22 protein-coding genes are annotated in these 23,323 nt (G+C 60.3%); 9 read left to right on the top strand and 13 right to left on the bottom strand.

The window, feature by feature from the left end; translation table 11 throughout:
• Positions 1 to 13: 13 nt before the first annotated feature.
• From AC1RJ3_RS20770 to AC1RJ3_RS20785, 4 genes are read right to left on the bottom strand one after another with little or no spacing between them, the layout of a single operon-like run.
• The gene (locus AC1RJ3_RS20770; protein ID WP_493080222.1) at positions 14 to 1,963 is read right to left on the bottom strand and encodes an acetyl/propionyl/methylcrotonyl-CoA carboxylase subunit alpha; all 1,950 of its coding nucleotides are present in this window, start codon (positions 1,961 to 1,963) and stop codon (positions 14 to 16) included.
• Positions 1,963 to 2,778 carry a gamma-carboxygeranoyl-CoA hydratase gene (locus tag AC1RJ3_RS20775; protein ID WP_054596568.1) on the bottom strand — a complete coding sequence of 272 codons (816 nt, stop codon included), beginning with the start codon at positions 2,776 to 2,778 and terminating at the stop codon, positions 1,963 to 1,965. The genes AC1RJ3_RS20770 and AC1RJ3_RS20775 overlap by 1 nt, the downstream gene beginning before the upstream one ends.
• Positions 2,779 to 2,791: 13 nt before the next feature.
• Positions 2,792 to 4,399 carry a carboxyl transferase domain-containing protein gene (locus AC1RJ3_RS20780; protein ID WP_493080225.1) on the bottom strand — a complete coding sequence of 536 codons (1,608 nt, stop codon included), beginning with the start codon at positions 4,397 to 4,399 and terminating at the stop codon, positions 2,792 to 2,794.
• A gap of 11 nt (positions 4,400 to 4,410) precedes the next feature.
• Complete coding sequence (locus AC1RJ3_RS20785; RefSeq protein WP_054596570.1) at positions 4,411 to 5,574, bottom strand: isovaleryl-CoA dehydrogenase; 1,164 nt, start codon at positions 5,572 to 5,574, stop codon at positions 4,411 to 4,413.
• A gap of 251 nt (positions 5,575 to 5,825) precedes the next feature.
• Between AC1RJ3_RS20785 and AC1RJ3_RS20790 the strand changes: the two genes are divergently transcribed.
• Positions 5,826 to 7,523, top strand: coding sequence for an AMP-binding protein (locus AC1RJ3_RS20790; RefSeq protein WP_493080227.1), 1,698 nt, complete (start codon positions 5,826 to 5,828; stop codon positions 7,521 to 7,523).
• Between the two features lie 590 nt (positions 7,524 to 8,113).
• On the opposite strand, the gene AC1RJ3_RS20795 is transcribed toward AC1RJ3_RS20790, so the two are convergent.
• The 3 genes from AC1RJ3_RS20795 to AC1RJ3_RS20805 all read right to left on the bottom strand — a co-directional run bounded on the left by AC1RJ3_RS20795 (position 8,114) and on the right by AC1RJ3_RS20805 (position 10,562).
• On the bottom strand, positions 8,114 to 9,013 hold the full coding sequence (locus AC1RJ3_RS20795) for a hydroxymethylglutaryl-CoA lyase (RefSeq protein ID WP_347927342.1): 900 nt from the start codon (positions 9,011 to 9,013) through the stop codon (positions 8,114 to 8,116).
• Between the two features lie 37 nt (positions 9,014 to 9,050).
• The gene (locus AC1RJ3_RS20800) at positions 9,051 to 9,449 is read right to left on the bottom strand and encodes a MerR family transcriptional regulator (protein ID WP_493080230.1); all 399 of its coding nucleotides are present in this window, start codon (positions 9,447 to 9,449) and stop codon (positions 9,051 to 9,053) included.
• A gap of 183 nt (positions 9,450 to 9,632) precedes the next feature.
• Positions 9,633 to 10,562: a LysR family transcriptional regulator gene (locus AC1RJ3_RS20805; RefSeq protein ID WP_054596575.1), complete on the bottom strand. Its 930-nt coding sequence runs from the start codon at positions 10,560 to 10,562 to the stop codon at positions 9,633 to 9,635.
• A 176-nt stretch (positions 10,563 to 10,738) separates the two neighbouring features.
• Here AC1RJ3_RS20805 and AC1RJ3_RS20810 point away from each other — a divergent pair, with 176 nt between their 5' ends.
• Entirely contained in the window at positions 10,739 to 11,968 is a 1,230-nt protein-coding gene (locus AC1RJ3_RS20810; RefSeq protein ID WP_054596576.1) for an acyl-CoA dehydrogenase, read from the top strand.
• 72 nt (positions 11,969 to 12,040) lie between these two features.
• Here AC1RJ3_RS20810 and ftrA read toward each other — a convergent pair whose 3' ends face one another.
• The gene (ftrA, locus tag AC1RJ3_RS20815) at positions 12,041 to 13,018 is read right to left on the bottom strand and encodes a transcriptional regulator FtrA (RefSeq protein ID WP_493080232.1); all 978 of its coding nucleotides are present in this window, start codon (positions 13,016 to 13,018) and stop codon (positions 12,041 to 12,043) included.
• Between the two features lie 100 nt (positions 13,019 to 13,118).
• Between ftrA and AC1RJ3_RS20820 the strand changes: the two genes are divergently transcribed.
• Positions 13,119 to 13,553: a rhodanese-like domain-containing protein gene (locus AC1RJ3_RS20820; protein ID WP_493080234.1), complete on the top strand. Its 435-nt coding sequence runs from the start codon at positions 13,119 to 13,121 to the stop codon at positions 13,551 to 13,553.
• A 166-nt stretch (positions 13,554 to 13,719) separates the two neighbouring features.
• On the opposite strand, the gene AC1RJ3_RS20825 is transcribed toward AC1RJ3_RS20820, so the two are convergent.
• Positions 13,720 to 14,373, bottom strand: coding sequence for a type 1 glutamine amidotransferase (locus tag AC1RJ3_RS20825; RefSeq protein WP_493080236.1), 654 nt, complete (start codon positions 14,371 to 14,373; stop codon positions 13,720 to 13,722).
• Between the two features lie 155 nt (positions 14,374 to 14,528).
• On the opposite strand from AC1RJ3_RS20825, the gene AC1RJ3_RS20830 reads away from it, so the two are divergent.
• Positions 14,529 to 15,641 (top strand): succinylglutamate desuccinylase/aspartoacylase family protein, encoded by a 1,113-nt coding sequence (locus AC1RJ3_RS20830; protein WP_493080238.1) that lies wholly within the window; start codon positions 14,529 to 14,531, stop codon positions 15,639 to 15,641.
• A 623-nt stretch (positions 15,642 to 16,264) separates the two neighbouring features.
• On the top strand, positions 16,265 to 16,975 hold the full coding sequence (locus AC1RJ3_RS20835) for an alpha/beta hydrolase (RefSeq protein WP_493080240.1): 711 nt from the start codon (positions 16,265 to 16,267) through the stop codon (positions 16,973 to 16,975).
• A gap of 8 nt (positions 16,976 to 16,983) precedes the next feature.
• On the opposite strand, the gene AC1RJ3_RS20840 is transcribed toward AC1RJ3_RS20835, so the two are convergent.
• Positions 16,984 to 17,562 carry a DcrB/PsbP domain-containing protein gene (locus AC1RJ3_RS20840; RefSeq protein ID WP_493080242.1) on the bottom strand — a complete coding sequence of 193 codons (579 nt, stop codon included), beginning with the start codon at positions 17,560 to 17,562 and terminating at the stop codon, positions 16,984 to 16,986.
• 166 nt (positions 17,563 to 17,728) lie between these two features.
• Positions 17,729 to 18,541 carry a hypothetical protein gene (locus AC1RJ3_RS20845; protein WP_347927334.1) on the bottom strand — a complete coding sequence of 271 codons (813 nt, stop codon included), beginning with the start codon at positions 18,539 to 18,541 and terminating at the stop codon, positions 17,729 to 17,731.
• 237 nt (positions 18,542 to 18,778) lie between these two features.
• Here AC1RJ3_RS20845 and AC1RJ3_RS20850 point away from each other — a divergent pair, with 237 nt between their 5' ends.
• The 4 genes from AC1RJ3_RS20850 (at position 18,779) to AC1RJ3_RS20865 (ending at position 21,105) form a co-directional block, all read left to right on the top strand.
• Positions 18,779 to 18,946: a metallothionein gene (locus AC1RJ3_RS20850; protein ID WP_019689605.1), complete on the top strand. Its 168-nt coding sequence runs from the start codon at positions 18,779 to 18,781 to the stop codon at positions 18,944 to 18,946.
• 116 nt (positions 18,947 to 19,062) lie between these two features.
• A complete protein-coding gene (locus tag AC1RJ3_RS20855; protein WP_103320336.1) occupies positions 19,063 to 19,851 on the top strand; it encodes an AraC family transcriptional regulator in 789 nt (262 codons plus the stop codon).
• A 93-nt stretch (positions 19,852 to 19,944) separates the two neighbouring features.
• Positions 19,945 to 20,118, top strand: a complete 174-nt coding sequence (locus tag AC1RJ3_RS20860) for a DUF1427 family protein (protein WP_081013678.1) — start codon at positions 19,945 to 19,947, stop codon at positions 20,116 to 20,118.
• A gap of 30 nt (positions 20,119 to 20,148) precedes the next feature.
• Entirely contained in the window at positions 20,149 to 21,105 is a 957-nt protein-coding gene (locus AC1RJ3_RS20865) for a quinone oxidoreductase family protein (protein WP_493080245.1), read from the top strand.
• A gap of 174 nt (positions 21,106 to 21,279) precedes the next feature.
• Here AC1RJ3_RS20865 and AC1RJ3_RS20870 read toward each other — a convergent pair whose 3' ends face one another.
• Both AC1RJ3_RS20870 and AC1RJ3_RS20875 read right to left on the bottom strand, forming a co-directional pair.
• Positions 21,280 to 22,314, bottom strand: coding sequence for a purine-nucleoside phosphorylase (locus AC1RJ3_RS20870; protein ID WP_493080247.1), 1,035 nt, complete (start codon positions 22,312 to 22,314; stop codon positions 21,280 to 21,282).
• Between the two features lie 42 nt (positions 22,315 to 22,356).
• Positions 22,357 to 23,313 carry a nucleoside-specific channel-forming protein Tsx gene (locus tag AC1RJ3_RS20875; protein WP_054593108.1) on the bottom strand — a complete coding sequence of 319 codons (957 nt, stop codon included), beginning with the start codon at positions 23,311 to 23,313 and terminating at the stop codon, positions 22,357 to 22,359.
• Between the last annotated feature and the right edge of the window lie 10 nt (positions 23,314 to 23,323).

Consider the following 23,323-nt stretch of genomic DNA (forward strand, 5'->3'; position numbering starts at 1 on the left):
TATCAGAACGCGATTATTCCAGCTCCACCAGCGCACTGCCTTCGTTGACCATCTCGCCCTCCTGGCAATACAAGGCTTTGACCACGCCTGCATGGGGCGCACGAATGCTGTGCTCCATTTTCATGGCTTCCAGTACCACCAGTTGCGCACCGGTTTCGACCGTTTGCCCTGGCGTTACCAATACACGGACGATGCTGCCATTCATTGGCGCGGTCAGACCGCCCTGATGACTATGGCTGGCTTCGACCGCGGCGATAGGGTCGTAAAGCTTGATGCAGCGCAGCTCACCCTCCCATTGCAGGTACAGGGTTTCAGCCTGACGGATGGCGCGATGCTGACGGCGCAAGCCGTGATGCTCGACCAGCAATTGCTCACCGTTGAGCTCGGCGTTACGGGTCTCGGCCGGTGCCAGGGTGATGGCCCGGTCCTGGTCTTCGCAGCTTAAGTGCAGCGTGGTTTCTGCCGGCAACCCGGCACGGAAACCGCTGCCAACGGCCCATGGTGAACCCGGGTCATCGGCGCGTACGTGGTGTGCCTGGCTTTGCGCAAAGGCTTGGGCAGCGGCTTGCCAGAACGCATCGCTGAGTTCGTTTGGCGCTGGCAGCAATTGGTCCTGATAACGTGGGATGAATCCTGTATCCAGCTCCGCCGCAGCAAAGGCCGGGTGTCCGATGATTCGGCGCAGAAAGTTGATGTTGGTCTTCAGCCCGCCAATGGCGAACTCTTCCAGCATGCTCAGCAGCCGCAAACGTGCCTGTTCGCGGTCCACGCCCCAGGCGATCAGCTTGCCAAGCATCGGATCGTAGAACGGCGAAATACTGTCGCCTTCCTCGACACCGCTGTCGACACGCCGGCCCGGGCCCGCAGCCGACTCGCGGTACAGCGCCAGGTGTCCGGTGGCCGGCAAGAAGTCATTGCTCGGGTCTTCGGCATACAAACGCACTTCAATTGCATGGCCGAGCAACGGCACCTGCGCCTGCGTCATGGGCAGCGGCTCGCCTTGGGCGACGCGAATCTGCCACGCCACCAGGTCGAGACCGGTGATGGCTTCGGTGACCGGGTGTTCGACCTGCAGGCGCGTATTCATCTCCATGAAGAAGAACTCACCGCGCGAATCCAGCAGAAATTCCACGGTGCCTGCGCCGACATAACCGATCGCTTGCGCCGCGCGGACTGCCGCTTCACCCATGGCTTTGCGCAGTTGCGCGCTCAGGCCAGGGGCCGGCGCCTCTTCGACGACTTTCTGGTGGCGACGTTGAATCGAGCAATCACGTTCGTTGAGGTACAGGCAGTTACCGTGCTGATCAGCGAAGACCTGGATTTCCACATGCCGCGGTTTGAGCAGGTACTTTTCCACCAGCATCCGCGAATCGCCAAACGAAGATTGCGCTTCACGCTGCGCCGAGGCCAGGGCTTCGGCCAGCTGGCTGACGTCCTCGACCACTTTCATGCCTTTACCACCGCCACCGGCAGTCGCCTTGAGCAGCACCGGATAGCCGATGCGCTCGGCGGCATCGCGGAAGGTTTCCAGGTCCTGAGCTTCGCCGTGATAACCCGGTACCAGCGGCACACCCGCAGTTTCCATCAAGGCTTTGGCGGCGGATTTGCTGCCCATGGCGTCAATGGCCGAAGCGGGTGGGCCGAGGAAAATCAAACCGGCGGCTTCAATGGCGCGCGCAAATCCGGCGTTCTCCGAGAGAAAACCATAACCCGGGTGAATCGCCTGAGCGCCGCTGGCCTTGGCGGCAGCGAGCAGTTTGTCGATTTGCAGGTAGCTGTCAGCGGCTTTGCTGCCACCCAGGTCGACGCGGATGTCTGCCTCGCGACTGTGCCGCGCATCGCGATCGGTAGCGCTGTGCACGGCCACAGTGGTCAGGCCCAGCGCCTTGGCGGTGCGCATCACTCGGCAGGCAATTTCACCACGGTTGGCCACCAGCAAGGTGGTGAGAACAGGCGCGCTCATCAACGCAGCTCCTTGGTGGTGGATTCGGACTGCCAGCTTGGCGGACGTTTTTGCAGGAACGCCCGCAAGCCTTCCTGACCTTCAGGGCTGACACGAATTCGGGCGATCGCGTTTTCGCAGTAACGGCGCAACGCCGGGTTCAGGGCTCCATTGCCGACTTCACGCAGCAGCTCCTTACTTGAGCGCATGGCGTGTGGGCTATTGAGCAACAGATTGTTGATCCATTGTTCGACCTGCGACTCCAGTTCGCTGGCCGGATAGCTTTCGCTGAGCAGGCCGATTTCCTGAGCACGTTGGCCACTGAAACGTTCAGCGGTCAGTGCATAACGGCGCGCGGCCCGTTCGCCGATGGCTTGCACAACGAAAGGGCTGATCACCGCCGGCGCGAGGCCGATGCGTACTTCCGACAGGCAGAATTGCGCGTCATCGGCACCAATCGCCATGTCGCAGCAACTGATCAAGCCCAAAGCGCCGCCATAGGCCGCGCCCTGGACAACCGCCAGCGTCGGGATTTTCAGCTTGGCCAGGTTGTACATCAACTCAGCCAGCTCGCGAGCGTCGTCAAGGTTGGTGTGGTAATCGAGTTCGGCCGATTGCTGCATCCAGGCCAGGTCAGCGCCAGCGCTGAAATGCTTGCCACGCCCGCGCACCAGCAGAAAACGCAGGCTCGGGTTGCTCTGGACCTTGTCCAGCGCGAGGATCAGTTCGCGGATCATTTCGGCGTTGAAGGCGTTGTTTTTCGCCTCGCGACTCAACCACAGCGTGGCGAAACCACGCGGGTCGGTCAGCAGTTCGAGGGTATTGAAGTCGCTCATGGTTTTCTCCAGATCACATCCGGAACACGCCGAAGCGGCTCGGTTCGATAGGTGCATTCAGCGATGCAGACAAGGCCAGGGCCAGCACGTCGCGGGTTTGCGCCGGGTCAATGACGCCGTCGTCCCACAACCGGGCGCTGGAATAGTAGGGGTGGCCCTGTTCTTCGTACTGATCGAGGATCGGTTGCTTGATCTCGGCTTCCTGGGCGTCGGAGAACGGATGACCGCTGCGTTCAGCCTGTTCGCGCTTGACCTGAACCAGCACGCCTGCGGCTTGCTCGGCGCCCATCACGCCGATTCGCGCGTTCGGCCACATCCACAGGAACCGCGGATCGTAGGCCCGTCCACACATGCCGTAGTTACCGGCGCCGAAGCTGCCGCCGATGATCACAGTGAATTTCGGCACCTTGGCGCAGGCCACGGCGGTGACCAGTTTTGCACCGTGCTTGGCAATGCCGCCGGCTTCGTATTTCTGGCCGACCATGAAGCCGGTAATGTTTTGCAGGAACAGCAAGGGAATCCCGCGCTGGCAGGCCAGTTCGATGAAGTGCGCGCCTTTCTGCGCAGCTTCGGCGAAGAGGATGCCGTTGTTGGCGAGTATCGCGATCGGGTAGCCGTGCAGGTGTGCGAAACCACAGACCAGCGTCGTACCGAACAGCGCCTTGAATTCGTCGAACACTGAGCCGTCCACCAGTCGCGCAATCACTTCACGCACGTCGAACGGTTGCTTGGCATCGGCCGACACCACGCCGTACAACTCGTCGCTGCTGTAGAGCGGTGCGATTGGCGTAAGTTGTTGCAGTTCACCGAGCTTGCGCCAATTGAGGTTGGCAACACTGCGCCGAGCCAGGGCCAACGCGTGTTCGTCGCTGTCGGCATAGTGGTCGGCTACACCGGAAATCTTGCAATGGACATCGGCACCGCCCAGGTCTTCGGCGCTGACCACTTCACCGGTCGCGGCTTTCACCAGTGGCGGGCCGGCAAGGAAAATCGTTGCCTGCTGACGGACCATGATCGCTTCATCGGCCATGGCCGGCACATAGGCGCCACCGGCAGTGCAGGAGCCCATGACCACAGCGATCTGCGGGATGCCCATGGCGCTCATGTTGGCCTGGTTGAAGAAGATCCGCCCGAAGTGCTCACGGTCCGGGAACACTTCATCCTGACGCGGCAGGTTGGCGCCGCCGGAGTCGACCAGGTAGATGCACGGCAGGCGATTCTGTTGGGCGATGGTCTGGGCGCGCAGGTGTTTTTTTACCGTCAGCGGGTAGTACGAACCGCCTTTCACGGTCGCGTCGTTGGCGACGATCATGCATTCGACGCCTTCGACCCGGCCGATGCCGGCGATCACTCCGGCGGCGGGGACATCTTCGCCGTAGACCTCGTAAGCGGCCAGTTGGCTGATTTCCAGAAAGGGCGAACCGGGGTCGAGCAGGCGATTGATCCGCTCACGAGGCAGCAGTTTGCCGCGTGAGGTATGCCGTTCCTGGGCCTTGGCGCCGCCGCCTTGCCGGACCTGAGCGAGCAGGGTGTGCAAGGCGTCGACCTGGGCAAACATCGCCGCGCTGTTGGCCGCGAACTCCGCCGAACGGGGGTTGAGCTGGGTGTGCAGGATTGCCATGGACAGCTCCGTTAGCGGGTTTCGTTGAAGAGTTCACGACCGATCAGCATGCGACGGATCTCACTGGTGCCCGCACCGATTTCATACAGCTTGGCGTCACGCAGCAGACGGCCTGCCGGGAATTCGTTGATGTAGCCGTTGCCACCCAGAATCTGGATCGCATCGAGGGCCATTTGCGTGGCGCGTTCGGCGCTGTAGAGGATTACGCCGGCAGCGTCCTTGCGGGTGGTTTCGCCACGCTCGCAGGCTTGAGCCACTGCGTACAGGTAGGCGCGGCTGGCGTTGAGCTGGGTGTACATGTCGGCGACCTTGCCCTGGATCAGCTGGAATTCGCCGATGCTTTGGCCGAACTGTTTGCGGTCGTGGATGTACGGAACGATGAGGTCCATGCAGGCCTGCATGATCCCGGTTGGCCCGCCGGAGAGCACCACGCGCTCATAATCGAGGCCGCTCATCAGCACTTTCACGCCACCGTTGAGCACGCCCAGGATGTTTTCTTCCGGGACTTCAACATCATCGAAGAACAGCTCGCAGGTGTTCGAGCCGCGCATGCCGAGCTTGTCGAATTTGTTGCTGCGGCTGAAACCTTTCCAGTCGCGTTCGACGATAAATGCGGTGATCCCGTGCGGGCCCTTTTCCAGGTCGGTCTTGGCGTAGATCACGTAAGTGTTGGCGTCCGGGCCGTTGGTGATCCAGGTCTTGCTGCCGTTGAGCACATAGTGGTCGCCACGTTTGTCGGCGCGCAGTTTCATCGAAACCACGTCGGAGCCGGCGTTCGGCTCGCTCATGGCGAGGGCGCCGATGTGCTCGCCGCTGATCAGCTTCGGCAGGTATTTGGCTTTCTGTTCGTGGGTGCCGTTGCGGTTGATCTGATTGACGCAGAGGTTGGAATGCGCGCCGTAGGACAGGGCGACCGAGGCCGAGCCGCGGCTGATTTCTTCCATGGCCACCACGTGCGCCAGATAGCCCAGACCGGCACCGCCGTATTCTTCTGGAACGGTAATCCCCAGCAACCCCATGTCACCGAATTTACGCCACAAGTCAGCCGGGAACAGGTTATCGATATCGATCTGTGCTGCGCGCGGGGCGATCTCTTTGCTGACGAAGGCGCGGACCTGGTCACGCAGCATGTCGATGGTTTCGCCGAGGGCAAAGTTCAGGGTCGGATAGCTCATGGGGCACCTTCAAACTTGTTTTTATAAATGGAGAATCGGCCTGCACTGCGCGCCGAATCGACTGTCACCTTTACGTTAACGTAAGCCTGTGACGAATGGCTGTCAATCACCCTTTACGTTAACGTCAACTTGAGCGACTCTGTAGGCGCCGAGCTTGCTCGCGATGAACGATAGCGCGGACTTTCAGTAACGCCGGGGCAGACCTGTCGCAGGTAAGCCTCGCTCCTAAAATAAAGACAATAGGGGTCGTCATGGATCAACACAGTGCTCCCCCACAGCACAGCTACAGCCGTGGTTCACAGGACAAAGCCTTGCTGGCGATGACCATTGGCCAAGCGTTTGATAACACCGTCGCGAAGTATCCCCAGGGTGACGCATTGGTGGTGCGTCATCAGCAACTTCGCTACAGCTGGGCGCAATTGGCCGAAGCGGTCGATTTGCACGCCAGAGCGTTATTGGCGCTGGGTTTGCAAACGGGGGACCGTCTCGGCATCTGGGCGCCAAACTGCGCGCAGTGGTGCATCAGCCAGTTTGCCAGCGCGAAGATCGGGGTGATTCTGGTCAACATCAATCCGGCTTATCGCAGTTCCGAACTCGAGTACGTGCTGAAGCAGTCCGGCTGCCAATGGCTGGTGTGTGCCGGTTCATTCAAGACCTCCGATTACCACGCCATGCTGCAAGGCCTGGCACCGGAACTGGCCGAGCAATCCATTGGCCACCTGCACTCTGAGCGCTTGCCGGATTTGCGCGGTGTGATCAGCCTCGACGCGCAACCGCCATCAGGCTTTTTGCCGTGGTCGCAATTGGCGGATCTCGGTGCCGGGGTGCCGGTTGAACAGCTCAAGGCACGGCAAAACAGCCTGCATTTCGACCAGGCGGTAAACATTCAATACACCTCCGGCACCACCGGATTTCCCAAGGGCGCGACCCTCAGTCACTACAACATCCTCAACAACGGCTACATGGTTGGCGAAAGCCTAGGGCTGACCGCCGATGATCGCCTGGTGATCCCGGTGCCGCTGTATCACTGCTTCGGCATGGTCATGGGTAACTTGGGTTGCATCACCCATGGCAGCACCATGATTTACCCCAACGACGCCTTCGACCCGTTGCTGACGTTGACCACTGTTGCGCAAGAGAAAGCCACCGCGTTGTACGGTGTGCCGACCATGTTCATCGCCATGCTCGATCAACCGCGCCGTGCAGAGTTTGACCTGTCGACGTTGCGTACCGGGATCATGGCCGGGGCAACGTGCCCGATTGAAATCATGCGTCGGGTTATCAGCGAGATGCACATGAGCGAAGTGCAGATTGCCTACGGCATGACGGAAACCAGTCCGGTGTCGTTACAGACTGGTCCGTCAGACGATTTGGAACTGCGCGTCACCACGGTCGGCCGCACCCAGCCGCAGCTGGAAAGCAAAATCATTGATGAGGCGGGCAATCTGGTGCCCCGTGGAACCATCGGTGAACTGTGCACTCGCGGTTACAGTGTGATGCTCGGTTATTGGAACAACCCGCAAGGCACGGCCGAGGCGATCGATCAGGCTGGCTGGATGCACACTGGCGATCTGGCGACCATGAACGAAGAGGGTTACGTCTGCATCGCCGGACGTAACAAGGACATGATCATTCGTGGTGGCGAGAATATTTACCCGCGGGAGCTGGAAGAGTTCTTCTTCACCCATCCAGCGGTGGCGGATGTGCAGATCGTCGGTATTCCATGCGAGAAGTACGGCGAGGAGATCGTTGCCTGGATCAAGTTTCACCCGGGCCACAGCGCCACTGAGCAAGAGCTGCAAACCTGGTGCAAGGAGCGCATCGCGCACTTCAAGACGCCGCGCTACTTCAAGTTCGTCGAGGAGTTTCCGATGACCGTGACCGGCAAGATCCAGAAGTTCCGGATGCGCGAGATCAGTATCGAAGAGCTGAAAGCCAATAAAGGCTAACGACAATCCTGTGGGAGCGAGCTTGCTCCCACAGGATACGCGGCCAAAACCTGAACGCCAGACAGCACAAAGGGGAGCCGAAGCTCCCCTTTAATTTGTCGTTGCCTGCTCTTTTTTTATTATTAAGGGGCGGTCTGTTGTTGTTTTTGGCAACCGTGACCCTTTACCGCTGTTTCGGGCGACCCCCATCCGGGGTCAAGAGCAAACGTATTTTTTTGAGCGCTGATCTGCTTTTTCGCCAAGCGATCCAACCAGTTCGGGAGCTACCTGAAGGTAGTTTTATTGTTCTCTGCCCGGTTGCGGGTTACTGCAAGCAGCACCCTGAAAAGCACACCTTCTCCAAAAAAATCTGTTAGCTGCGTCTCTGCCGTGTTGTTTTTGTTATGTCAGAGTCGTTACGTCTTATTTTTATTAGGTTTGCTGCTTTTTATTCTTGTTATGCCATAGAGATAGCAGAAGCCATGCCAACTTTTTAAAGTCCTTTAAAATCAAGCAATTAACATTTTGTAGGACAAATCGTTCATAAAAATTCGGTCAGGTTGTTTCCGTGTTACTCGTTTTGTTGCGGGTGCGGTAACACCCCCGACACATCACTGGGCGCTACGGGCCTTGGCCACGCGTGAACCGGTAGGACGGCCCAGGACGTTGCAGATCTGCTGGCCGGCCAGAATCAGTTTGTCCATGTCGACGCCGGTCTCGATACCCAGGCCGTTGAGCAGGTACAGCACGTCTTCGGTGGCAACGTTACCGCTGGCGCCTTTGGCATACGGGCAGCCGCCGAGGCCGGCGATAGAACTGTCGAATACCGCAATCCCTTCCAGCAGGCTGGCATAGATGTTGGCCATGGCCTGACCGTAGGTGTCGTGGAAATGCCCGGCCAGTTTGTCCCGTGGCACGTCGGCTGAAACCACCTCGAACATCTTGCGCGTTGCGCCGGCGGTGCCGGTACCGATGGTGTCGCCAAGAGAGACCTCGTAGCAGCCCATCGCATACAGCTCGCGTGCAACCAGGGCAACTTGCTCGGGCGCCACGTCACCCTCGTAAGGGCAGCCGAGCACACAGGACACGTAACCGCGCACACTGACCCCGTGTTGCCGGGCGGCCTCCATGATCGGCACGAAGCGCGCCAGGCTTTCGCTGATCGAGCAATTGATGTTGCGTTGCGAGAAGGATTCGGACGCGGCGGCGAATACCGCGACTTCCTTAACCCCGGCAGCCACCGCGTCTTCGAACCCGCGCAGGTTCGGCGCCAGTGCACCGTAGGTCACCCCGGGCTTGCGCTGGATCTGCGCGAAAACCTCGGCCGAGCCGGCCATTTGCGGTACCCATTTCGGCGAAACGAAACTACCGACTTCTATATAGCCAAGGCCAGCGGCGCTGAGTGCATCGACCAACTGCACCTTGTCTGCAACGCTGATGGGCTGGGCTTCGTTCTGCAGACCATCGCGTGGACCGACTTCGATCAGGCGTACATGGGTGGGGAGGGGCATAAGGAATTCACCTGTTGTTTTGAGAGCGTGGGAACGATCAGATAGCCTGCTGGCTCTTGATCGTCTGTTCCAGCGCCTGGATACAGCGTTCTTCGGCGGTGTCGAGTTCCAGTTTCATCTGCTCGATGTCCAGCAATTGCTGTTCAAGCTGTTCACGGCGTTCGGTGATTTTCGCCAGCATGCTGTGCAGCTGTTTTTGATTGCCGCTGGAGGGATCGTAAAGCTCGATCAGTTCGCGGCACTCGGCCAGGGAAAAACCGATGCGCTTGCCACGCAGGATCAGCTTCAGGCTGACCTTGTCACGTGGCGAGTAGATACGTTCCTGGCCGCGACGCTCGGGGCTCAGCAGGCCTTGCTCTTCGTAAAAGCGAATGGCGCGAGTGGTGATGTCGAGCTCGCGGGCGAGGTCGGAAATGCTATAGGTCTGGCTGCTCATGGGCGCGCTCGAAAAAGAGGTCATGGCGCTAAGCTAATTCCAGCTTGACGTAAACGTCAAGCAGATCGAGCACCTGTAGGAGCGGGGGGACGCCTAGTTCTTGCCCGCGATGAACGATTACACGGGCGATCAGGTGCACCGCAGCGACCCCATCGCAGGCAAGAACTAGGCGTCCCCCCGCTCCTACATTTTGTCGAGCTTCTTCTCATGCGCCGTCACTTGCTGGCACAACTCGATCATCTGCTCACGCATCCAGCGGTTGGCCGGGTCCTGGTCGGTGCTTTCGTGCCAGTAGAGGTGGGTCTCCACCGGCGGCACATCATTGACCGGCAGATAGAAGGCATGCAGGTCATGACGCCGGGCAAAACGCTCCGGTACGGTCATCACCATGTCGGTTTGCTGCAACACCTGGGAGGCCATCAGGTAATGCTGCGAGCGAAGGGCGATCTTGCGCTGGATGCCCATTTTGCCCAAGGCCAGGTCGACATAACCGAGACCGCTGCGGCGGCTGGAAATGTGCACATGGGTCAGTGACAGGTAGTCGTCGAGGCTGAACTTTTCCTTGCTCGCCATCGGATGGCCCTTGCGCATGGCACACACGTAGCGATCTTCCATCAACTTGACGTGACGCACTTGCGGATCGGTGTTGAGCGGTGCATCGACGGCAAAGTCCAGGCGGCCAGCGGCGAGTTCCTTGGTGGTCTCGCGGCGTTTCGACAGAAAACTCTCGATGATCACCGTCGGCGCCAGGCGTCGCAGGCGCTGGAACAGCGGCGGCAGGATCACCGCCTCGGTGAGGTCGGTCATGCTGATGCGATAGGTCTTGACCGCCTGCAACGGGTTGAAAATCCGGCTTTCCTGCACCGATACCCGCAGCAGCGACAGCGCGTTGCGCACCGGACCGATGATGTTTTGCGCCATGGGCGTGGGCACCATGCCCTGGGCGGTACGCACGAACAATGGGTCGTTGAAGGTCTCGCGCAGGCGGGCCAGAGCGTTCGACACCGCAGGCTGGGTAATGCCGACAATTTGCCCGGCGCGGGTCAGGTTGGCTTCGGTGTAGATCGCGTCAAAGACGATGAAAAGATTGAGGTCAACCTTGCTTAGGTTCATGGCGTTTCGCTCTTGGCTTTTGTTATTGGAGCAGGGGGCTCGATCAGTCGATCATATATCGGTGATGAATGTTAATACACGCCGAGAATAGGCTAGGTAAATTATCAACGCTGATCTAGCATCGATTCATGACCTCAACAACGTCTTCAACACCTCGTCAAAAAAGGTAGCTGCCCATGGATTTCGCCTATTCCCCCAAGGTCCAGGAACTGCGTGAACGCGTGACTGCGTTCATGGATGCTTACGTTTATCCAGCCGAAGCGGTGTTTGAACGCCAGGTTGCTGAAGGCGACCGCTGGCAGCCGACGGCGATCATGGAAGAGCTGAAAAACAAGGCCAAGGCTGAAGGCTTGTGGAACCTGTTTTTGCCGGAGTCCGAACTGGGCGCCGGCCTGACCAACCTGGAATACGCACCATTGGCGGAAATCATGGGCCGCTCCTTGCTCGGACCTGAGCCGTTCAACTGCTCGGCGCCGGATACCGGGAACATGGAAGTGTTGGTGCGCTACGCCAATGAAGAACAGAAGCAGCGCTGGCTGGAGCCGCTGCTGCGCGGCGAGATCCGCTCGGCGTTCGCCATGACCGAGCCGGACGTGGCGTCCTCCGACGCCACCAACATGGCCGCTCGTGCAGTGCGCGATGGTGACGAATGGGTGATCAACGGCAAGAAGTGGTGGACCTCCGGCGCATGCGATCCACGCTGCAAAATCCTGATTTTCATGGGCCTGAGCAACCCCGACGCACCGCGTCACCAGCAGCACTCGATGATCCTGGTGCCGGTGGATACGCCTGGCGTGAAGATCGTTCGTCCGCTGCCGGTGTTCGGTTACGACGACGCACCTCACGGTCACGCCGAAGTGCTGTTCGAGAACGTCCGTGTGCCTTATGAGAACGTGTTGCTGGGTGAGGGCCGTGGCTTCGAAATCGCCCAGGGGCGCCTTGGCCCAGGCCGGATTCACCACTGCATGCGCTCGATCGGCATGGCGGAGCGCGCACTGGAGTTGATGTGTAAGCGCTCGATCAACCGCACCGCCTTCGGTAAACCGCTGGCACGCTTGGGCGGCAATATCGACAAGATCGCCGACTCGCGGATGGAGATCGACATGGCGCGGCTGCTGACCCTCAAAGCCGCCTACATGATGGACACCGTGGGCAACAAAGTGGCGAAAAGCGAAATCGCCCAGATCAAGGTGGTGGCGCCGAATGTGGCCTTGAAGGTGATCGACCGGGCGATTCAGATCCACGGTGGTGCGGGTGTCTCCAACGATTTTCCGCTGGCCTACATGTACGCCATGCAACGTACGCTGCGTCTGGCCGATGGCCCGGACGAAGTGCACCGCGCAGCGATCGGCAAGTTTGAAATCGGCAAATATGTGCCGAACGAAATGCTGCGCAGCGGGCACTAAGCCGCGGCGCTGTACATCACCCGCAAACGCAGTATTGCTGTGTTTGCGGGTGAGTGGATTGGCAATCACCCCTCACATCGACAGCGCTTTCACTTCGCGGCCAAACCGCTCCCGATACACCGACGGCGGCAGCCCGACCACGCTGCGAAACGCCACCCGAAAACTCTCCACCGAACGGTAACCACATTGCAGCGCGATGGACTCGGTGTTGTGCGCGCTGCTTTCCAGCAGTTCCCGGGCGCGTGCCAGCCGTTGTTGTTGCAGCCAGGATTTGGGCGAGGCACCGGTGGCTTCGCTGAACCGTCGTAAAAAAGTTCGCTCGCTCATGGCTGCCTGACTCGCCAGTTCGCGCACACCCAACGGTTCATGCAGGCGTTCGCGGGCCCATTGCATGACGCGCGACAGATCGCTGCGGGGAGTGCGGCTGACGGGGGCGGGAATGAACTGTGCCTGGCCGCCAGTGCGTTGCGGCGACATCACCAACCGGCGTGCCACCGAGTTGGCGACCTGGGTGCCAAAGTCCCGTGCCACCAGGTGCAGGCACGCGTCAATGCCGGCGGCGCTGCCGGCGGACGTGATCAACTGCCCCGCATCGACATACAGCACGTCGGGGTCGACCAGAATGTTCGGGAAGCGTTCGGACAGTTCCTCGGTATAACGCCAGTGAGTTGTTGCGCTCAGCCCGTCGAGCAACCCCGTGGCTGCGAGTACAAACACCCCGGAGCAGATCGACAGCAGCCGCGCGCCTCGGGCATGCGCTTGGCGCAGGGCCGAAAGTAGGGCTTCAGGCACTGGTTCAGTGCGGCTGCGCCAACCGGGAATGATGATGGTCCGCGCGGTGTCCAGCAGCTCCATGCCGCCGTCCGCCAATACCTGAATGCCGCCCATGGCGCGCATCGGCCCCTGATCGACAGCGACGATCCGGTGTTCGTACCAAGGAAAGTCGAACTCTGGCCGTGCCAGCCCGAAGATCTCCACGGCAATCCCGAACTCGAAGGTGCAGAGACCGTCGTAGGCCAGAATCGCGACTAATCCGGGTTCAGTGTGCATTTGGCGGAAAATTCCCAGTGAGTGTCTTGTGCGCCACTGTAGCGGTATCGGCGAGTTGGATACAGTCCTCTCACGCCCACACACGCTTTGGAGAGCACCCATGACCAGTCTGGTTCGCGAAATTCCTGCCGCCCCGTCCGCCGTTGCCCTGATGCATTTCAGCAATCGCCTGACCTTTGAAACCGACTGTTCCGACGTCTTTGGCAGCCAGCAGGCGGGTGACGTGGACTTCGTTCTGGTGGATGTACGGGGTCCACTGGCGTTCGAGCGCGGACATGTGCCGGGCGCGATCAACATTCCTGGGCGCTTGATCAACGTCGAGGTCCTGGCGGCTTACCCGAAAACCACGCTGTTCGTGGTGTATTGCGCCGGTCCGCACTGCAACGGCGCGAACAAGGCTGCGGTGAAGCTCGCAGCGCTGGAATACCCGGTCAAGGAAATGATCGGCGGAGTGACCGGCTGGCTGGATGAAGGCTTTGAACTGAGCCACCCGGTTGAACGCCCAACCAGTGCGGCAATCGGATGCGAGTGCTGATCACGACACGCCGTCGAGTCAGCTCTTGTGGCGAGGGAGCTTGCTCGCGCTCGATCGCGAGCGGTCGCCATAAAGTTGATGCGTTTATCCTGAGAGAACGCACTGACAGGTTTACGACTGCTTCGCAGCCGAGCGGGAGCAAGCTCCCTCGCCACAGGGGGAATTGCTAGACCCTGGACGCGGTTGCATGCCACTCATCCAGCGTCGCCTGCAACCAGTCGAACACTAGGCGGTAAGCGGCGCTGTCGTCCTGATCGCGGGGCAGGGGGGACTCATTGCCGAAGTGGGCATTGAGTAGCGCTACCGACTCGGCGTTCCATTCCGGATGAAACTGCAATCCCACGCGGGTCGAGCCGACGGCGTACATCTGCTGCTCACACTGGGCGCTGCTGGCCAGCAATCGGGCGTCGGGTGGCAGATCGATCGCGTCCTCATGCCATTCAAGCACGTTCAATGCGCGCCCATCGGCGAAGGTAACCGTGGTCCAGCCGGTTTCGGTCCGGGTCATTCGCCGCACATTTCCACCCAGGTTCAGGGCCAGCAATTGCGCACCCAGGCAAATGGCGAATACCGGCGCGCCCTGTGCGATGCTTGCCGCCAGCCACTTGCGTTCTTCTGCCAGCCACTGCGGACCTGCGTTGGCCTCGTAAGGTCCGCCCAGAATGATCACCGGCGCAGCGCCTGCGGGCGGAAGCTGACCAAGGTCCGCGCGAAACACCTTCAGCGTCAGCCCTCGGGACTCGGCCCAATCGTCAATCGCCCCCGGGCCTTCGGCGGGGTGGTGCTGGATCAGGTTCAGCGAGGTCGATTGCTCGGGCATGGCGCGGCTCTCTGGTGGCGAAGGGTTGTACGGTCGGCTTTTCCGTCGGAACCTGTGGCATCTTGACTGAAAACGAGGCGTTTCTGAAGGCCGGTTACAGACGTCTGAAGGCAAACGCAAAGGTCACCAGGCAGAGTTCAACACAGGAGCCCGCCATGCAACGTATCGACCATCAATTGCCCTGGAGCCACCTCGGCACCGAGCGCAGCCTCAGTGTGTTTCGTTTTGGCGCGGGTCCGCGCAAGGTCTACATTCAGGCCAGCCTGCATGCCGATGAGCTGCCGGGCATGCGCACGGCCTGGGAGCTGAAGAAGCGTCTCACCGAACTTGAAGCCCAGGGCCAGCTCAACGGCGTTATCGAACTGGTGCCGGTGGCCAACCCGATTGGCCTGGACCAGCATCTGCAAAGCGCCCACATGGGCCGTTTCGAGCTGGGCAGCGGGAAGAATTTCAACCGGGCGTTCTATGAACTCAGCGGGCCGGTGGGGGAGCTGATCGGTTCGCAGTTGGGCAGCGACGCCGAGGCCAACATTGCGTTGATCCGTCAGACCATGGGTCAGGTTCTCGACCGGTTGCCAGCACCGGCTTCACAGTTGGAAGCCCTGCACCGTTTGCTGTTGCGGCATGCCTGTGAGGCTGAGATCACCCTGGATCTGCATTGCGATTTCGAGGCGGTCATTCATCTTTATGCGCTGCCGCAACACTGGCCGCGGTGGCAGTCTCTGGCGGCGCGGTTGAAGGCCGGTGTGGCGTTGTTGTGCGAAGACTCCGGTGGCAGTTCGTTCGATGAGTCCTGTTCGTCGCCGTGGTTGCGGCTGGCCAAGGCGTTTCCAGAGGCGTCGATTCCACCGTCCAACCTGGCGACGACGCTGGAATTGGGGAGCATGGGTGACACGCGGGTTGATCAGGCTCAGGCCAATTGCGAGGCGATCCTCGGGTTCCTGGCGGAGCAGGGTTTTATTGCCGGGCAGTGGCCGCAAGCGCCGGGCGAGTGCTGTGAGGGGATGCCGTTCGAGGGCACGGAGTATCTGTTTGCACCGCATCACGGGGTGGTGAGTTTTCTGCGTGAGGCGGGGGAGTGGGTCGAGAAGGGCGATGCGTTGTTTGAGGTGGTCGATCCGTTGAGTGATCGGGTGACGGTGGTGTGTGCCGGGACCAGCGGGGTGTTGTTTGCGCTGGATCGCGGGCGGTATACGCAGCCGGGGATCTGGCAGGCGAAGGTGGCGGGGCGGGAAGCGATTCGGGTTGGGAAACTGGTCAACGATTGAGTCTGGTCTGGCTGCCCCATCTCCTGTGGGAGCCGAGCTTGCTCGCGATGACGGCCTGACAGCCGGCCCATCTCCCGCAGATGTACACAGATCTACTGTGGGAGCCGGGCTTGCCCGCGATGGCGGCCGGACAGCCGACCCATCTCTTGCAGATGTACATAGATCTACTGTGGGAGCTGAGCTTGCTCGCGATGACGGCCTGACAGCCGATCAACCTCTTGCAGGTGTACATATCCATTCCTGTGGTAACGGCCACTTGGGGTTTCGCCCTGACGGCGACTCCCTTTGGCAGACGCCCCAAAGGAAGCAAAGGTCTTCGCCCCAAGCGTACGGCACCTCGCCTAGGCTCGGCGTACCCTCACTCCGGTGTCCATCAGGGGGCATCGCCTACGGTCTGCTTCGCGACGACCTCCTCTCGATGTGTCCGGCTGCGCCGTACGGCGCTGCGCGCCCACCCCCCTGATGAACACCTGCGCTCGGCCTTCCGAAGGGGCGGGTGGATCAAGATCAACAGCGGCAGGCGAGCTAACGCTCGGCCTGTTGAGTGGTTGAGGCGGTTTTCGGGAGCGCTTCTTGTGGTGTTAGGCTCTGGGGCGAGCTCGCCGTATTTTTAAGGAAGGTCCATGTTCCGTTTTTTTGCTGTGTTGATGTTGATGGTGTCTTCCGTTGCCCATGCGGCGCTCAACGATGATTTGCCGTTGCCGTACCTTGAGCAGTCCAATCCTGATTCACGCAATCAGCCGTTGGTGATTTTTCTCCACGGTTCGGGCAGTAACGAAGAGGACCTGTTCGACATCAAGGACGAGTTGCCGGCGCAGTACACATATCTGTCGGTGCGGGCGCCGCAGGCGGTGGAGGCGGACAGTTATCAGTGGTTTCGCAAGAAGGGTGAAGGCGCCTATGACGGCGATACCGATGACCTGAATAGCAGCAGCGCGCTGATTGTCGATTTCGTGGCGCAGGCGGCGAAGAAGTATCACACGGAGGCCGACAAGGTGTTTTTGGTGGGGTTCAGCCAGGGCGCGATCATGTCGTATGAAGTTGCCTTGCGTCATCCCGAGACGGTACGCGGGATTGCGGCGTTGAGCGGTAAGGTTTTGCCAGTGTTAAGGTCGCAGCTCAAGGCCGACAAGGCGCTTGAGCCGTTGGCGATTTTCATCGGTCACGGGACGGCCGACCTGAAACTGCCCTACAGCGATGGCAGCGAGGCCAACAGCCTGTTGCAGGGCATTGCGCTCACGCCTGAGTTTCATGCCTATCCAGGCGTCGGCCACACCATCAGTGCGGCCGAAATGCAGGATTTGAACGCCTGGTTGCTGCGGATCAATCAGTAGCCGAAGGCTTATTTATCGCCAAGGATCTGTTTGACCAATGCCGCATGCCCAGCCTTGTCGTCGGCGCGGGAGATGATCTGGATCAGCATCATGCGCGTGCCGGAACCTGCCAGCAGGCTGGTGTCGAGCGTCAGACCGCCGCCCTGGGTGGCGGTGCTGTCGATCTGGCGCAGGCCCAGGCCTTTGATGGTCAGGCTTTTCTCGCTTTGCTTGTTGAAGTCAGGCAAGGCATCGCGTTGCTGAGTGGCAAAACCGGACACTGATTCGTCCAGAAAAGCAGTGTCGTTGTCTTTGACATTCAGACTATTGGGCAAGGTATTTTCAGCGATGATCAGTACGGTTTTGCTCGCCTGATTGGTGTACATGGTGCCCGTTGCGCCAGCGGTGCCCTTGGCGGCATCACCACCAGGCAGTGGGTTGGCGATAAAGCCCTGAGGCAAGGTGAAAGCGAATTTCCCGCCCAGCGCCGAGATTTTTTGCGCAGGTGCGGTTTTCGCGGCCGGTTGCTTGGCAGCGTAAACGCTCACGGCAGCGAAGCTGGTGACCGCTGTCAGCAACAGGACAACGGCTTTTTTACTCAACGACATGCAAACTCTCCGGGGTAATCGCGCAGTGGCGGCGATCATCCCACGGCCAACCTTGATCACTCCAGCGCGATCTTGAATCAAGGTGCCAGAGGCGACGTGAGGTCATTTGACGCGCACGGCGTGGGTTCGGATCCTTACTCGGCACAATCGGCTGGGCGTTCGCTGGCTACCGTGGTTGCGGGTCGCTTGGCTCGATCGTCACTTCAGGCATTCGCCGGGCATTACCACGCGATGGTGCGGCCAGCCGCTTGGTGATCAGCAACATGCCAAGGGACACTGCCACGCCGAGGACGAATGCGCTCCACCCCCAACGAGGCAGTGCCAAAGCCAGCGTCAGGCAGAACGCCGCGAACGAATACATGCCGGTGGCCGTGGCCCGCAGTAACGCGGCGGTGAATGCGGGCCCCCGGGTTTGTTGAGAGAACACCGCCATGACACTGCCGAGCACCGGGAACACCGCGAGCAAGCCGCTCCAACGCTCGCCGACGGTGCTGGCGAGCAAGGTCACCGCCAGGGTCAACAGCGCCCCGGCCAGCATGCGCAGCAAGAGTTTGTCGGATTTCGGCGCAGGGCCTGAAACCAAGGGTTGAACATGCGGGAACAGATAAGGTGCCGCGAGCAACGCAGTGATCGCCGCGAGGGTCGAAAACACCAGTGACGCTGGAATCAGCGACAACACCACGGCCGCCGTGGCCCAGCTCAGCAGGGCGATCGACAACGCTGCAGGCCAGTTGAATTTTTGCGCCGCCTGGGCGTAAACCACGCAGAACGCAATCATCGCAAACATCGCTGACAACGCCGCGGTGGCTGCTTGCGTCGCAAAGACCGGGCCCTGTTCGACGGCCAGAAAAAACAGAATTGGCCCCACCACCACCGGCAATCCCGACAGCCAACCGGCTACGCTCGGTCCCCAGCGTTTGCCGGCGAGGGATATCAGTAAGAGAAATCCGGGGATTAGCGACAGTTTCAAAAGCAGCACGGCCAAGTCCTTGGTCAATTGTCATTGTTGTCACAGCATACCCGGCTTCGTCATGCCATTTCCGGCTTGGGTACGCAGATTGCAATCGCAGGTCATGGTTGCGAGTGCATCGACTACCCTAAGAGATGAGCGAAGGCCGCCTGTCACGTCATCGGAACCGGTTTTCAATGTGCGGTCATTGCTTCAGGTGCGGCATTGGTGCCGCCTCTGGACCACCACACACATGGAGTCAGTTAGATGAAAGCAACGACCTGCGCCTGCCCCAACTGCAACTGTAAACTGGGTGAGCACTCTATCGTCCGCCACGGTAAACACTATTGCTGCGAGGGTTGCGCCAAGCATCACGAGCATGGCGAAGCCTGCACCTCGGCGGGTTGCCAATGCGCCAAGGGGGCTCACGGCTGAAAACATCCGCCTGAACGTGGAGCCGTTTGTGCTCCACGTTGAGCGGGTGTCAACTGGCGGCAGTCGTGGCGCCTCGTTACCATGGGGCCTTCTCCCTTACATCACGATTCTTGCCCATGGCCCTTGCCGCTCCGCCTGATCTCAGCGACACCGATGTGCCGGTGCAGCCATTGGCGCGCACCTATCCGCGCGGCCTGTACATCGAGCCGCACGAACATGTCTGGGGCCAGTTGTTGTATGCGATGAGCGGGGTGATGTGGGTCGAGACACCCGACGAAGCATTGGTCGTGCCGCCGCAACGGGCGGTCTGGTTGCCACCGGGGGTGGTGCACGGGATTCGGGTGGTCTCGGACCTGCAGATGCGCAATATCTACCTGCGCCCCGCGTTGGCTGCGACGTTGGACAGCAGCGTTCAGGTGATCGAGGTCGGCGGTTTGCTGCGCGAGTTGATTCTCGGGTTGGTCGAGCAGGGCGACAGTGGGCCGACGGACTATTATGAGGCGCTGGTGGGGCTGGCGTTGCTGGAGCTGAAACGGGCGAAACGTTCGCTGTTGAAGATTCCCATGCCGGACAACGCCGAGCGGCGGCTGGTCAATCTCTGTCAGGCGGTCATGGCTGCACCGTCTCTGGATATCCCCTTCGAACAGCATGCCGAAAATGCCGGCGCCAGCGTGCGCACCCTGGCGCGGTTGTTCAAGGATGGGTTGGGCATGGGTTTTGCCGAATGGCGGCGTCAGGTGCAATTGGCGATTGCAGTCGCCGAGCTGATCCAGGGCGTGCCGGTCAGCACAATCGCCCGTGAACTGGGCTATTCGCCGAGCAGCTTCAGCGACATGTTTCGCCGCGAGCTGGGTGTTGCACCCTCGCAGTTCGCCCGCGAAGGCGATTTCAGCTCCGCGCCGTAGCAGGGCATTTGGCCGAAATCCTGAAGTACTTGGCCGATCGCTTTGGCGACCATTCTCTAGACTCTGTGTATCCCCGATTACACGGAGCTCAGCATGAACTACCTCATTTCAGTGGCTATTGGTCTTGGCGTCGGCCTGCTCTACGGCGCGCTGGATTTTCGTTCGCCCGCGCCACCGGCCATTGCATTGGTGGGGTTGCTGGGCATGTTGGCCGGTGAGCAGCTGTGGCCGATGGGGCGGCAACTGGTCGCTGGCTGGATCTCCTGAAATCCCTTCATTTGTCAGATGGACATTCCCATGAAAGCACTGCAATTCGATAAAATCGGTGATCTGGCGGCCCTGCGTTACGTTGAGGTACCCACCCCGGTTCCGGGCGCCAACGAGGTGTTGGTGCAGATCAAGGCTGCGGGCCTGAATCCCAGCGACGTGAAGAACGTGCTTGGACGTTTTCCCTACACCACGCTGCCACGGATTCCCGGGCGCGACTTCGCCGGCGTGGTGGTTGAAGGCCCGCAGGCGCTGATCGGTCAGGAAGTCTGGGGCACGGGCCGCGAGTTGGGTTTTTTCGCCGATGGCTCGCATGCGCAATACGTGAAGCTGCCGGCCAAGGGCGTCGCCCTCAAGCCAACGCATTTGAGCTTTGCCCAGGCTGCCAGCCTTGGCGTGCCCTACACCACGGCGTGGGATGCGCTGGAACGTAGTCTGGTGAGCGCGCAAACCCGTTTACTGGTGATCGGTGGTGGCGCAGTGGGTAGCGCGGCGCTGGCGCTGGGAAAAATTCGCGGTGCCGAGGTGTTGGCGGCAGCGCGACGTCCCGAGCAGGTCAAGGCCTTGCAGGCCCAGGGCTTTAACACGATTCAACTGGAAACACCGGAAGCGCTGGGCGCTCAGGTCAATGCGATTTTCACCGGTGGTGCCGACGTGATTTTCGATACCACCGGTTTTTGGCTGCCGGCGTCGGTAGCGGCGTTGGCCACCTTCGGCCGCATCGCAATCATCGCCGCACCCGTCGACGGGCAGGTGCAACTGCCCGCGTTGGCGCTGTATCGCCGGGGTGGTTCGGTGGTCGGGATCAACTCGTTGCTGTACGGCGTCGAAGCCTGCGCGGCGATGCTTGAGCAGTTTGGCCGGTTTTTCGATGACGGGTTGTTGCCGTTGCCGGATGGGCTGCTGGAGTCGCCACTGGCCGAGGGGCTTGAGCGTTATGCCGAGGTGAATCAGGGCGGTGGCGACAAGGTGATTTTGTTGCCGTGATGGCTGTCGGGTTCGAGGTGTTCCATCGACGGGTGATGACGGTGGCGAGGGAGCTTGCTCCCGCTGGACGGCGCAGCCGGCCCAGTAACGATAGTCGCGTTCCAAATGTCGGAACGCGTCGTCTGCATTACGACTGCTTCGCAGTCGAGCGGGAGCAAGCTCCCTCGCCACAGGTTATGCCTCAGGCACACCCTTCTCCCACGCCGACCAGTTCTTCAGAATCTCCTGCACCAGCGGGTTGCCGGTGCGGAAGAGGTTTTCCAGGGCCGGCACAAAACCACCCTGATCGGCGTACTTGAGCAGGTTGTCGACTTCGCTGTAACCCGGATATGGACGGTCGAAGTCGGAGCCAGCGCGCACCACCGCCAGGCGCTGGATATCCACCAGGCCTTCACGGCTGGCACGCAACAGCGCCTCATACGTCGAGTTGTCTTCCTGCTGAGTCGTGCAGTAAACGCCTTTGTTGTCCGTCAGCAAACGGGTCCAGACTTCGGCACGTTCGCTCAGGCGTGTTCCGGAAAACCAGGTATTGCCGGCCAGCGTGTCGCATTGAGTGACCACCGGTGGTTGATTGGCCGGCGCGTAGGGGTATTTCACCCGCCACGCGGCGGACTCCTGGCTTTCGCTCAGAACAACTTTCGCGCTCAGGGCGAAGGCTTTGGCTTGCAGCTTCGGGTTGAGTTCGAAGACTTCGGTCTTGTAGTCCAGCGGCGGTTTTTCGTTCGGACCTTTGGTGTTGATGCCGATGTAACCGGTCGGCCACTCTTTGGGAGCGTCCCGCGAATCCAGTTCCCATTGCGTGCCGAACTCCACCAGATAATGCGCCCACGCGGCGGTGCCGATAGTGCCGTGGTGCGGGTTGATGCCGGCGATTCCGGCAATCAGGAAATAGCTTTTGCGCAGGTCGAATTTCGGTGACAGGGCCAATGCCAGCGTGGATGCCGCGGCGTTGGTCTGACCCATACCGGTGACCATCAGACACACCTGCTGCGTATTGCAGCGAATGCTCGGATACTCGGCAGAAAGCCCCGGCACGCGGATCTCCTGCTTGAGCTCCAGGCGATCAATCCAGGTTTGCGCTTCCGGGGCGAACATGCTGATCAGCATGACTTTCGGCGTGATCGGGGCCTCGGCTGCCCAGACACTGGAAGAGAGCAGGGCGCTGAAGGCCAGGCCGGCGGACAGAGAAAGGCGTGTGACGGTGTGCATGGAACCTCCTTGGTAGATGTTGATAGCGAAGCAGCTTGTCACTCAAAACTGATACCCGACACCTGCGTAGTAACCCCAACCATCGGAACGAGCGCGGAAGTTGCCTTCACCGAAATTCAACTCGCTGCCATCCTCCCAGTTACCGCCGTTATGGAAATAACGCCCGACCAGGGTGAAGCGCAGGTGCGTGAATGAATAGAGCAATACGTTGGTGGCCACGGTGGCGTTGGCCGTGCGTGCCGGATTGTCTTTATGCAGGTCCGAACCAAAGTCGAAGTTGGTGAAGCCAATGTAAGTCAGTGACGCGCCATTGCTGAAGCGGTCGATGGGCACGATGTACTTCAACTGGGCACGATACCCGTCCCACGAGTACTCGTTGCTGGCGCCGTAGTTTTCCCACTGATAGCGCCCATAGAAGTTGGCCGACAGGTTGACCCGCGAATGGGTGTCGATGTCGGTGCCCAGGCCGCTGTAAAGCGTGTTGGCGCGATTGGCGGTGCTGCTGCCGTGGTCGTAGATCCAGTCGAACGCGACATACCATTCCTTGAACGGCCCGACCGCCAGGCTGCGACCGGCCAGGTAGTCGATGGAAATACGTGGCTCGTGCTCCATGAACAACGGCGAACCGTGGTCCCAGGCACCTTTGTCGTGGCTGTTGCCGATGCCGAGGATCTTCGGGGCGTCAATATAGCCATACAGTTCGAATGGCCCCTTGCGCCCGAAGTACTCGTATTCCAGGTAAACGTCGTCGGCCGGTTGCGGGCCGAAGCTAATGTCCTTGCTGCCGATCAGCGTCAGATCCTGATTGAACCAGTCCGACAGGTACGCGCCTTTCTTTGGTGGGCTGGCTTCAGCGCTGAGCGTCTCGCCTTGGGCGGATTCATCAACGGTTTTTTCTTGAGCCAGGGCAGCGCAGCTGAGTAGTCCCGTAACGGCGCTTAGTAGCAAGGAAACAGCAACAGTGGGGCAGGACGCGGTGCGTCTGGAAGTGGCGTGCATTGAAAATCCC

It is taken from the genome of Pseudomonas sp. GW822-FHT04C11 (genome assembly GCF_058800905.1).

Bases quoted from the DNA above. Each gene is read 5' to 3' on its own strand.
- AC1RJ3_RS20770 (WP_493080222.1), bottom strand. From the start codon at position 1,963: ATGAGCGCGCCTGTTCTCACCACCTTGCTGGTGGCCAACCGTGGTGAA.
- AC1RJ3_RS20775 (WP_054596568.1), bottom strand. From the start codon at position 2,778: ATGAGCGACTTCAATACCCTCGAACTGCTGACCGACCCGCGTGGTTTC.
- AC1RJ3_RS20780 (WP_493080225.1), bottom strand. From the start codon at position 4,399: ATGGCAATCCTGCACACCCAGCTCAACCCCCGTTCGGCGGAGTTCGCG.
- AC1RJ3_RS20785 (WP_054596570.1), bottom strand. From the start codon at position 5,574: ATGAGCTATCCGACCCTGAACTTTGCCCTCGGCGAAACCATCGACATG.
- AC1RJ3_RS20790 (WP_493080227.1), top strand. From the start codon at position 5,826: ATGGATCAACACAGTGCTCCCCCACAGCACAGCTACAGCCGTGGTTCA.
- AC1RJ3_RS20795 (WP_347927342.1), bottom strand. From the start codon at position 9,013: ATGCCCCTCCCCACCCATGTACGCCTGATCGAAGTCGGTCCACGCGAT.
- AC1RJ3_RS20800 (WP_493080230.1), bottom strand. From the start codon at position 9,449: ATGAGCAGCCAGACCTATAGCATTTCCGACCTCGCCCGCGAGCTCGAC.
- AC1RJ3_RS20805 (WP_054596575.1), bottom strand. From the start codon at position 10,562: ATGAACCTAAGCAAGGTTGACCTCAATCTTTTCATCGTCTTTGACGCG.
- AC1RJ3_RS20810 (WP_054596576.1), top strand. From the start codon at position 10,739: ATGGATTTCGCCTATTCCCCCAAGGTCCAGGAACTGCGTGAACGCGTG.
- ftrA (WP_493080232.1), bottom strand. From the start codon at position 13,018: ATGCACACTGAACCCGGATTAGTCGCGATTCTGGCCTACGACGGTCTC.
- AC1RJ3_RS20820 (WP_493080234.1), top strand. From the start codon at position 13,119: ATGACCAGTCTGGTTCGCGAAATTCCTGCCGCCCCGTCCGCCGTTGCC.
- AC1RJ3_RS20825 (WP_493080236.1), bottom strand. From the start codon at position 14,373: ATGCCCGAGCAATCGACCTCGCTGAACCTGATCCAGCACCACCCCGCC.
- AC1RJ3_RS20830 (WP_493080238.1), top strand. From the start codon at position 14,529: ATGCAACGTATCGACCATCAATTGCCCTGGAGCCACCTCGGCACCGAG.
- AC1RJ3_RS20835 (WP_493080240.1), top strand. From the start codon at position 16,265: ATGTTCCGTTTTTTTGCTGTGTTGATGTTGATGGTGTCTTCCGTTGCC.
- AC1RJ3_RS20840 (WP_493080242.1), bottom strand. From the start codon at position 17,562: ATGTCGTTGAGTAAAAAAGCCGTTGTCCTGTTGCTGACAGCGGTCACC.
- AC1RJ3_RS20850 (WP_019689605.1), top strand. From the start codon at position 18,779: ATGAAAGCAACGACCTGCGCCTGCCCCAACTGCAACTGTAAACTGGGT.
- AC1RJ3_RS20855 (WP_103320336.1), top strand. From the start codon at position 19,063: ATGGCCCTTGCCGCTCCGCCTGATCTCAGCGACACCGATGTGCCGGTG.
- AC1RJ3_RS20860 (WP_081013678.1), top strand. From the start codon at position 19,945: ATGAACTACCTCATTTCAGTGGCTATTGGTCTTGGCGTCGGCCTGCTC.
- AC1RJ3_RS20865 (WP_493080245.1), top strand. From the start codon at position 20,149: ATGAAAGCACTGCAATTCGATAAAATCGGTGATCTGGCGGCCCTGCGT.
- AC1RJ3_RS20870 (WP_493080247.1), bottom strand. From the start codon at position 22,314: ATGCACACCGTCACACGCCTTTCTCTGTCCGCCGGCCTGGCCTTCAGC.
- AC1RJ3_RS20875 (WP_054593108.1), bottom strand. From the start codon at position 23,313: ATGCACGCCACTTCCAGACGCACCGCGTCCTGCCCCACTGTTGCTGTT.